This is a genomic window from Streptomyces sp. NPDC046303, from assembly GCF_055588085.1.
The window spans coordinates 1-6,690 of sequence record NZ_JBVJFA010000077.1; the positions used below are offsets into that span (position 1 = coordinate 1).

At 68.9% G+C, this 6,690-nt stretch carries 5 protein-coding genes; 3 read left to right on the top strand and 2 right to left on the bottom strand.

Annotation, left to right across the window (positions count from 1 at the left end; all coding sequences use genetic code 11):
- Positions 1-1,092 (bottom strand): Hsp70 family protein (locus ACZ6I1_RS34790; RefSeq protein ID WP_467885876.1); only part of this gene is annotated, 1,092 nt, incomplete at its 3' end.
- A 222-nt stretch (positions 1,093-1,314) separates the two neighbouring features.
- Here ACZ6I1_RS34790 and ACZ6I1_RS34795 point away from each other — a divergent pair.
- Both ACZ6I1_RS34795 and ACZ6I1_RS34800 read left to right on the top strand, forming a co-directional pair.
- Positions 1,315-1,851, top strand: coding sequence for a sugar transferase (locus ACZ6I1_RS34795; RefSeq protein ID WP_469293119.1), 537 nt, complete (start codon positions 1,315-1,317; stop codon positions 1,849-1,851).
- Positions 1,852-1,961: 110 nt separating this feature from the next.
- Positions 1,962-4,283 carry a heterodisulfide reductase-related iron-sulfur binding cluster gene (locus ACZ6I1_RS34800; protein WP_469293120.1) on the top strand — a complete coding sequence of 774 codons (2,322 nt, stop codon included), beginning with the start codon at positions 1,962-1,964 and terminating at the stop codon, positions 4,281-4,283.
- A 95-nt stretch (positions 4,284-4,378) separates the two neighbouring features.
- Here the strand turns inward: ACZ6I1_RS34800 and ACZ6I1_RS34805 are convergent, their stop codons facing one another.
- A complete protein-coding gene (locus tag ACZ6I1_RS34805) occupies positions 4,379-5,404 on the bottom strand; it encodes a hypothetical protein (RefSeq protein ID WP_469293121.1) in 1,026 nt (341 codons plus the stop codon).
- 255 nt (positions 5,405-5,659) lie between these two features.
- Here ACZ6I1_RS34805 and ACZ6I1_RS34810 point away from each other — a divergent pair, with 255 nt between their 5' ends.
- Entirely contained in the window at positions 5,660-6,550 is an 891-nt protein-coding gene (locus tag ACZ6I1_RS34810; protein WP_469293122.1) for a Yip1 family protein, read from the top strand.
- Positions 6,551-6,690 lie beyond the last annotated feature (140 nt).

Consider the following 6,690-nt stretch of genomic DNA (forward strand, 5'->3'; position numbering starts at 1 on the left):
GTCGAGGAGCAGGACGTCCTTGACCTCACCCTTGAGCACACCGGCCTGGAGGGTGGCGCCGATGGCGACGACCTCGTCCGGGTTGACGCCCTTGTTGGCGTCCTGACCGCCGGTGAGCTCCTTGACGAGCTCGGCGACGGCCGGCATGCGGGTGGAGCCGCCGACCAGGACCACGTGGTCGATCTCGGACAGCTGGATGCCGGCGTCCTTGATGACGTTGTGGAACGGGGTCTTGCAGCGGTCGAGCAGGTCCGCGGTGAGCTGCTGGAACTGCGAGCGCGTGAGCTTCTCGTCCAGGTGCAGCGGGCCCTCGGCGGAAGCCGTGATGTAGGGCAGGTTGATCGAGGTCTCCGTGGAGGAGGACAGCTCGATCTTCGCCTTCTCGGCGGCCTCGCGCAGACGCTGGAGCGCCATCTTGTCCTTGGACAGGTCGACGCCGTGGCCGTTCTGGAACTGCTTCACGAGGTAGTCGACGACGCGCTGGTCCCAGTCGTCGCCACCGAGGTGGTTGTCACCGTTGGTGGCCTTGACCTCGACGACGCCGTCGCCGATCTCGAGGAGCGACACGTCGAAGGTGCCGCCACCGAGGTCGAAGACGAGAATGGTCTGGTCGTCCTTGTCGAGACCGTAGGCCAGGGCGGCGGCCGTCGGCTCGTTGACGATGCGCAGGACGTTCAGGCCCGCGATCTCACCGGCCTCCTTCGTCGCCTGACGCTCGGAGTCGTTGAAGTAGGCCGGGACGGTGATGACGGCGTCCGTGACCTTCTCACCCAGGTACGCCTCGGCGTCGCGCTTCAGCTTCTGCAGGATGAAGGCGCTCATCTGCTGCGGGTTGAAGTCCTTGCCATCCAGGTTGATCTTCCAGTCAGTGCCCATGTGGCGCTTGACGGAGCGGATGGTCCGGTCCACGTTCGTGACCGCCTGGCGCTTGGCCACCTCGCCGACGAGGACCTCGCCGTTCTTGGCGAAGGCGACGACGGACGGCGTGGTCCTGGCGCCCTCGGCGTTGGTGATGACGGTGGGCTCGCCGCCTTCCAGAACGCTGACGACGGAGTTAGTGGTGCCCAGGTCGATGCCGACCGCACGTGCCATTTCAATTCCTCCAGCTGACTTGAGTGCAACAGACTCAAGGATGCCCCAACGTCGCGCGGGCGTCAACAGACCTGAGTCGTCTCGACTCAACCTTTAGCCCACCCTTACGCGCAACCCTCCCGGGCGGCACCGCCAAAATCCACGAGGCGGGCCGCACCCGAACGGGGCACCGCTGCCGCGCGGCACCCGGGCACCGCCGGAGGCGTACGGCACGGTGCTGGCATGCCGCTGACACTCAGCACCCCCCGGCTGCGGGTGCGCGCACCCGCGGCCCCGCCGGCGAAGAGGGTGGTCGACCTCGTCGGAGCGGTGGTCCTGCTGGCCCTGCTCGCCCTTCCGCTGGCCGTCGCCGCCGGGTTCCTGTACGCCACCCAGGGCGGCCGGGCCTTCGTACGGGAGCCCGCCGCGGGCCTGGGCGGGCGGCCGTTCCGGACCTGGCGGCTGCGCACGGAGGAGGCGGGCCGCGCCGGAGCCGCCCTGGAGCGCTGCGCCCTGGACTCGGCGCCCCAGCTGCTCAACGTGCTCCGCGGCGAGATGTCGCTGGTCGGGCCGCGCCCGGGGCCCCGTACGGACCGCCCCGACCGGCTCCTCGTACGGCCCGGAGTGACCGGCCTGTGGCAGGTCAGCGCACGCTCCGACCTGCCCTGGGAGGAGATGGCGCTGCTCGACCGGCATTATGTGGAGAACCACTGGCTGGGGATGGACCTGGCGATCCTGGCGCAGACCCCGCGGGCGGCCTACCGTCATAGGCAAGCCTGAGCGACACAGATCACCGCACGCTCGGCTACATTGCGGCGTCGGGAATGGGTAACCTCAGGCCTTGACTGCATAAGTTACCGCTTAGTAAGTGCCGCCCGAGGAGCCCTCCCATGCAACTCGCCGCGATCATCGTGTCGCTGGTCCTGACCGTGGTCGGCGTTGCGCTGCTCGCCCGAGCCGTGGCGCAGATCTACCGGTTCGTGAAGCTCGGCCAGCCCGTCCCGGCGGGCAGCCGGACGGACGACCCGAAGGCCCGAACCCTCACCCTCGTCCGGGAGTTCCTCGGGCACAGCCGCATGAACCGCTGGGGCATCGTCGGCTTCGCGCACTGGTTCGTCGCGGTCGGCTTCCTGACGCTGCCGCCGACCCTGGCGCAGGCGTACGGCCAGCTCTTCCAGGCCGACTGGACCCTGCCGGTCCTCGGCGGGTTCCTGCCGTTCGAGATGTACATCGAGTTCATCGGCCTGATGACGGTCGTGGGCATCCTCGTCCTCATCGTCATCCGCCTGCTGAACCTGCCCTCCCGGGCGGGCCGCAAGTCCCGCTTCACCGGCTCGAAGGCCTGGCAGGCGTACTTCGTCGAGTACGTCATCCTCACCATCGGCCTGGCGATCCTGGCCCTGCGCGGCCTCGAGGGCGCGATCCACCACGTGGAGTCCTACGACGCGGCGTACTTCGCCTCGTACCCGCTGGTGCTGGCCTTCAAGGGGATGTCCCTCGGCGCGCTCCAGAACGCCATCTACTTCACCGCGATGATCAAGATCGGCACCTCGCTGATCTGGATGATCGTCGTCTCCCTCAACACCAACATGGGTGTCGCCTGGCACCGCTTCCTCGGCTTCCCGAACATCTGGTTCAAGCGGAACGCCGACGGCGCGACCGCGCTCGGCGCGCTCCAGCCGATGACGAGCGGCGGCAAGGAGATCGACTTCGAGGACCCGGGCGAGGACGACGTCTTCGGCGTCTCCCAGGTCGAGCAGTTCTCCTGGAAGGGCATCCTCGACTTCTCCACGTGTACGGAGTGCGGTCGCTGCCAGTCGCAGTGCCCGGCCTGGAACACCGGCAAGCCGCTGTCCCCGAAGCTCCTGATCATGTCGCTGCGCGACCACGCCCACGCCAAGGCCCCGTACCTGCTCGCCGGTGGCGGCAAGGACATGGAGGGCAACGAGAGGGCGACGGCGGAGCAGCTGAAGGACGTCCCGGCCGCCGCAATCGCCGAGGCCGAGCGCCCGCTGATCGGCACCGCCGAGGAGAACGGCGTCATCGACCCGGACGTGCTGTGGTCCTGCACGACCTGCGGTGCGTGCGTGGAGCAGTGCCCGGTCGACATCGAGCACATCGACCACATCGTCGACATGCGCCGCTACCAGGTGATGATCGAGTCGGCCTTCCCGTCGGAGGCCGGCACGATGCTCAAGAACCTGGAGAAGAAGGGCAACCCCTGGGGGCTGGCCAAGAAGCAGCGCGTCGAGTGGACGAAGGAGGTCGACTTCGAGGTCCCGATCATCGGGAAGGACGCGGAGGACCTCTCCGAGTTCGACTACCTCTACTGGGTCGGCTGCGCCGGCGCCCTGGAGGACCGGGCCAAGAAGACCACCAAGGCCTTCGCGGAGCTGCTGCACATCGCGGGCGTCAAGTTCGCGATCATGGGTGGCGACGAGAAGTGCACCGGTGACTCGCCGCGCCGCCTGGGCAACGAGCCGCTGTTCCAGCAGCTGGGCCAGGAGAACGTGGCCATGCTGAACATGGCGTTCGGCGAGGACGACGACGACCCGGAGACGAAGAAGCCGAAGTCGGCGAAGCGGATCGTCTCGACCTGCCCGCACTGCTTCAACACCATCGCGAACGAGTACCCGCAGCTGGGCGGCGAGTACGAGGTCATCCACCACACGCAGCTGCTCCAGCACCTGATCGACGAGGGCCGGCTGACGCCGGTCACGCCGGTGGACGGGCTCATCACGTACCACGACCCGTGCTACCTGGGCCGGCACAACAAGGTCTACACGCCGCCGCGCGAGATCATGTCGGCCGTGCCGGGCCTGCGGCAGCAGGAGATGCACCGCCACAAGGAGCGGGGCTTCTGCTGTGGCGCCGGTGGCGCGCGGATGTGGATGGAGGAGCGGATCGGCAAGCGCATCAACAACGAGCGTGTCGACGAGGCGCTGTCCCTGAACCCCGACATCGTCTCCACCGCCTGCCCCTTCTGCCTGGTCATGCTCACCGACTCGGTCAACGGCAAGAAGAACGAGGGCAAGGCCAGGGAGTCCGTGCAGGTCGTGGACGTGGCGCAGCTGCTGCTGGAGTCGGTGAAGGCACCGGAGCCGCAGCCGGAGCCGCAGCCGGAGCCGGTGGACGAGCCGGAGGGTGAGGTCGCTGAGGCTGCTGAGGCTGCCGAGGCGAAGCTCGAGCCGAAGCCCGAGGACGCCAAGTAGGACCCGGCAACCCGCAACCCGCACCACACACGGAACGGCCGGTCCCCCACCCGGGGGACCGGCCGTTCCGTCGTGTCATACCGGGTCAGACCTGGTCAGGAGGACCGGCGGCGCAGCATCGCGAAGCCGAGACCGGCGGCGCCCACCGCGGCCATCCCGCCGCCCGCGGCGAGCAGCTTCGGGGTGTCGCCCTCCGGCGGGGCGGCCCCCTCGGCGCCGGCCTTCACGCCGCCCCTCGGAACGACCTTCCCGGCGGCCGGCTTGGCCTCGCCCTGCTTCACGTCCTTCTTCGCGTCCTTCTTCGCGTCCTTCTTCGCGTCCTTCTTCGCGTCCTTCTTCGCGTCCTTCTTCGCGTCCTTCTGGACGGTGTACCGCTCGATCAGCTTGCCGCTGAAGTCGTACACCCAGCTGTTCCCGCCGCCCTTGCCGTCGATGACGACGAACTTCACGCGCTTGCCGTCCCGGACGAGCTTGTACGTCCAGCCGTCGTTCAGCGCGCTCGGGTTCTTCAGGTCGATGGTGCCGAGGGAGGTGCCGTTCGGCATCGAGATCTTGACGTACTTGCCGTTCGCGCCGTCGACCAGCTTGGCGATGCGTCCGTCGGGCATGGTGATCCGCACGGAGCTCTCCTTCTTGACCTCGGGCGTGACCTGCGGCTCCGGCTTCTTCCCGCCGTCCATCCACGAGGTCACGGTGCCGTTCGGCTGGAGGACGACGTGCAGACCGTTGTTCTGGCCGTACGCGGCGGCGCCGCCCTTGCCGACCAGGGTGTCCACCCGGGTGGAGCCGGCGAAGACGTCCGCCTCGAAGTGGTTGTCGCCGATCTTGTAGACCTTGGCCACGGAGCCGTCCGCCAGCTTCACGGTGGTGACGTACGCCCGGACCCCGGCGGTCGGCTTGACCGGAGGAGTGGTGGGCTTCGCGGGCCTCGTGGGCTTCGTCGGCGGAAGGGACGGGTCCACGGACGGGTCGACCTGCGGCTGCTCGATGCCGGGCAGCACCTCGGGCTCCGGAACGGCCGGGGAGTCCGCGAAGGCGGATCCGGCCGGAAGGGCCAGGACTGCGGCCGTGCCCGCGACGACGGCGGCGGTACGGAGGGGGGTGCGGCGGCTGCTGCGCATGATGGGTGCTCTTCTCGTGCTCGTGCTCGTGCTCGTGCTCTGGCTCTGGCTCTGTGGGGCGTCGACGGACACGAAGCTACGGCCCGGATATGTGCATATTCCGTCGGGAACGTAACGAAGACCCGCAGAATGCGACGCAGACGAGTAAACCGGACACCCTGCCGTCCCCTAGGGGATGTCACAGGTCAGCCGCAAAGGCCCCCGGTTCCGCCCGCCCGTCCACGCGGCGCGGCAGGACCAGGTACTTTCGATCACGTGGCTGGATTCAGGATCGGACGCGGCCGGGACAACAACCGCACCCCGCAACAACCCCCGCGGCAGCAGCCGTACGGACAGCAGCAACCGCCTCCGTACGGCCGACAGCCCTACCCACCCGCAGGCCCGCCGCCGCAGCAGCAGTGGCCGCAGCCGGGCCCCGGGGGGCACGGCGAGCCCGAGTACTTCGACCCGTACGGACAGCAGCAGCCGCCGCAGCCCCCGTACGGCCACGGCGGCTACACCAACGACAACAACCCGGGGCACACCCAGGTCTTCGCCGTCGGCGAGGAACCGTACGGCCACGGTGCGACGTACCAGGCGGGCGCGGACGCAGCCGCCCCGTCCGGCCCGCGCCTGCCGTGGAAGGAACTCTTGCGCGGCATCGTGATGCGGCCGGGGCAGACCTTCCTCCAGATGCGCGACTACGCCGTCTGGGGGCCGGCGCTGACCGTGACCTTCCTCTACGGGCTCCTCGCGGTCTTCGGCCTCGACGAGGCACGCCAGGACGTGATCAAGGCGACCCTCTCGAAGGCCGTGCCGATCGTCCTCTCCACCGGCGTGGCCTTCGTGATCTGCGGGCTGCTCCTGGGCGCGGTCACCCACACGCTGGCCCGCCAGCTGGGCGGCGACGGCGCCTGGCAGCCCACCGTGGGCCTGTCCATGCTGGTCATGTCGCTGACGGACGCCCCGCGCCTGCTCTTCGCCGTGTTCCTGGGCGGCGACAACGGGCTGGTACAGGTCCTGGGCTGGGCCACCTGGGTGGCGGCGGGCGCCCTGTTCACGGCGCTGATCGGCAAGTCGCACGACCTGCCGTGGCCGAAGGCGCTGGGCGCTTCCGCGATCCAGCTGATCGCCCTGCTGTCGATCATCAAGCTCGGCACGATCTAGCGGCGCGCACGCTCACGGACACGCGAAAGGGCCGCCGCGCAACGACGGCGGTTTCTAGCGGTCGTTGCAACACGTGGTCGGTTGTTTAGGCCGCGAGGAGTTTATGCAGGCGCTCGGCTGGGGTTTCCCAGCCGAGCGTT